General features: G+C 32.0%; 3 protein-coding genes. All 3 read left to right on the top strand.

Annotation, left to right across the window (positions count from 1 at the left end; all coding sequences use genetic code 11):
* On the top strand, positions 1–637 hold a 637-nt coding region (locus AB5213_RS17010), incomplete at its 5' end, for a plasmid transfer protein (RefSeq protein ID WP_368277018.1).
* Positions 638–1,474 carry a topoisomerase C-terminal repeat-containing protein gene (locus tag AB5213_RS17005; RefSeq protein WP_005647347.1) on the top strand — a complete coding sequence of 279 codons (837 nt, stop codon included), beginning with the start codon at positions 638–640 and terminating at the stop codon, positions 1,472–1,474.
* Positions 1,471–1,824: a hypothetical protein gene (locus tag AB5213_RS17000; protein WP_149929346.1), complete on the top strand. Its 354-nt coding sequence runs from the start codon at positions 1,471–1,473 to the stop codon at positions 1,822–1,824. Before AB5213_RS17005 ends, AB5213_RS17000 begins: the two co-directional genes overlap by 4 nt.
* The last annotated feature ends 28 nt before the right edge of the window (positions 1,825–1,852 follow it).

Below are 1,852 nucleotides of genomic sequence, written 5' to 3'. Positions count from 1 at the left end.
CATAAAAGGACTAGCACAATCTATTGTCATTGACCCGGCAATGATTGGAACATTGGTTTATTCCCATCAGGCGCAACAAGGTGTACTGAAAGATATACAAAGTGAGGAAACAAAAATCCGTAACTTTCAAATTTTAATTCAACAAAAAATGAGTCAAATTCAATCCTTACAGGAAAAGACATACAACTATCTTTCTACAGTTAATGCAGTTGTGAAAAATGGAAAGGATATTATTTATGCTTCAACCTTAGCTAGAGACATAGCTAAGTATCAATCCGAAGCAGCTAAATATGCAGTTGGAGACCCCAAATTATTAACCATAATTGCAAAAACAGAGTATGAACTTATCAGTCGAAGTGTAGATTTAATGATATACATAAACAATATAGCATTGCAAGGCGGTGAAAAAAATCTTATGGATAATAAGCAAAGGATAGATTTATGTATTCATGTGGTCAATGAACTTAGACGGATGCGAGGACTTGCATACGCTGTATGCCGACAAATGAAATCCGCTAAAAGAGCTGGAGTACTAAAAACACTTGTACCCGGACAATTTAAATATGTAAATAGTGGGAAACAAAAAGTAGATAATATTTTAAACGGCATTAAATGGATTAGTAAAGGAGGATATTAAATGGATAATGATACAATCAAAGATTTAGGCTTATGCCCTATTTGCCAGAAAGGACACATAATGAAAGGTAGTTTAGGATATTCCTGTAATTACTTCAAAAACATGAATGACAAATGTACATTTAATATTTATCATTCATATTGGGGAAAAGAGATTACAGAAGAAATAGCCAGGCAATTAATAACAACAGGGAAAACAGATATATTTCATGACTTCCATAATAAAAAAGGAGTTCCTTTTTCTGCATATCTGACTATCGAAAATGGAATCGTTATTCCTTCTTTCGTAAATGAAGTATTAGAAACTCCGTGTCCTGTGTGTGGTAGAGAAATTGAAATTTTACTAAATGGATATGCTTGTAAAGGGTATTCGCAAAAGGACAAGGACAACAACAGAGTTTGTAACCTCTATATACCCAAAACTATTGCACAAAGAGAAATACCATTGGAAGCAGCAGAAATACTTGCCAAAGGTAAAAAAACACCGTTTATGACTGGATTTAAATCAAGAGAAGGAAATGATTTTTCTTCACGGCTGGTTCTAACAGAGAACTTAGATATTTCTTTTGATAATACATTGTGTAAGTGTCCTAAGTGTGGAGGAAACTTATATATAAACAAAAAAGCCTATAATTGTTCCAACTATAGAAATGAAAACATAAAATGTGATTTTGTCATTTGGCGTGAAATGTCAGGACGTTCTATAACTCCCGAAGAAGCAATAGAACTTTGCGAGAAAAAAGAAACACCTGTGTTAACTGGATTTCGTGATAAAAACGGGCAACCGATGGAAAGAAAGCTTGTACTGAACGATGATTTTAAAATAAAACTAATATGAAAATAAAATTTATAATTTATAGCCATTTTTTTAAAGAGAGAGGAATGAGCGTAAAGGGTGATTGGAATTTTCCGCATCTTCCAAGGATAGGCGAAGAAATTTCACCTCACATTATAATGTTTCAGGAAGAATTTACCTATCATAATGTATTAAAATATCTAACAGATGAAGCCAAAAATGATTTTAATAAATTCAATGATAATGAGAGTGATTTGGAAGGAAATTTTAAAGCATGGGTATATGATGTCATTTGTGAGGCTAATATAATAGAATCAATACATTATGTTACAAGTCCAGAGAATTATAGAGAAATACTACCTGAAATTTATTTAAGTGATTTTAGAAATTAGATTATAATAGATATAATAATGGTATGAC

This window comes from Coprococcus sp. RTP21204st1_G4_RTP21204_210225 (genome assembly GCF_040915385.1).
Classification (GTDB): domain Bacteria; phylum Bacillota; class Clostridia; order Lachnospirales; family Lachnospiraceae; genus Allocoprococcus; species Allocoprococcus comes.
This window is presented reverse-complemented; position numbering and strand designations above follow the sequence as displayed.

Excerpts from the sequence above, each read along its gene's own strand:
- AB5213_RS17005 (WP_005647347.1), top strand. The coding sequence starts at position 638 with ATGGATAATGATACAATCAAAGATTTAGGCTTATGCCCTATTTGCCAG.
- AB5213_RS17000 (WP_149929346.1), top strand. The coding sequence starts at position 1,471 with ATGAAAATAAAATTTATAATTTATAGCCATTTTTTTAAAGAGAGAGGA.